Annotated in this window: 2 protein-coding genes; both read left to right on the plus strand. The window is 60.7% G+C overall.

Features of this window, described 5'->3' with window-relative positions; all coding sequences use genetic code 11:
* Nucleotides 1-208 (plus strand): terminase TerL endonuclease subunit (locus tag QCE79_RS33175; protein ID WP_404989470.1); only part of this gene is annotated, 208 nt, incomplete at its 5' end.
* A gap of 38 nt (nucleotides 209-246) precedes the next feature.
* Nucleotides 247-804 (plus strand): HK97 family phage prohead protease (locus QCE79_RS33180; protein ID WP_309851711.1); only part of this gene is annotated, 558 nt, incomplete at its 3' end.

Here is an 804-nt window from a genome sequence, read left to right on the forward strand (position 1 = left end):
GTGCAAGCTGCGTCATGGGAAGCATCCGGTGCTGACGATGTGCGCGGTCAACGCGGTGACAGAAGCAGATGCTGCAGGCAACCGCAAATTCACCAAGCAGAAGGCGACCGGCCGCATCGACGGGATGGTGGCGCTGGCGATGGCGGTGGGCGCCACGCAACTTAATGCGGAGGAAATGGAGAAAGAACCGCAGATGTTCTTCATATAGGCATTGATATTGCATTAAATGCGTGTTATACCGCATCGATGCACAATTACCGTCGATCAATCCCGGTTCTGACGCAATTCGTTGCGAAGAACACGCCCGCACCGTCGAACAAAGCGTTCTCCCGACTTCAGGTCAAGCGCCTCGACGAGGATTCGCGCACCCTCACCGGTATTGCCAGCACCCCCACGCCCGATCGTGTCGGCGATGTGGTCGTGCCGGATGGCATCCAGTTCAAGACGCCGTTTCCGATGCTGTGGCAGCACGACCCGCGTCGGCCGATCGGCACCGTGACGAAATTGACTGTGACGAAGGCGGGCGTCGAAGTCGAGGCGAACATCGCCCCGGCAGGTACTGCGGCCTACATTGACGAGGCCTACAGCCTGATCAAGGCGGGGCTCGTGCCGGGACTGTCGATCGGCTTTCGCCCCATCGACGCGGAGTTTGACCGCTCAACCGGCGGCTTTCTCATCAAGGCGTGCGAGCTCTTCGAAATCAGCGCCGTCACCATCCCGGCGAGCGCCGACGCCGCCATTCAATCCATCAAATCGCATGACAGCGCGCGCGCGGCTATGCCCGTCGTGCGCTTGAGCGCATCT

This window comes from Caballeronia sp. LZ003 (genome assembly GCF_031451465.1).
Taxonomy (GTDB): domain Bacteria; phylum Pseudomonadota; class Gammaproteobacteria; order Burkholderiales; family Burkholderiaceae; genus Caballeronia.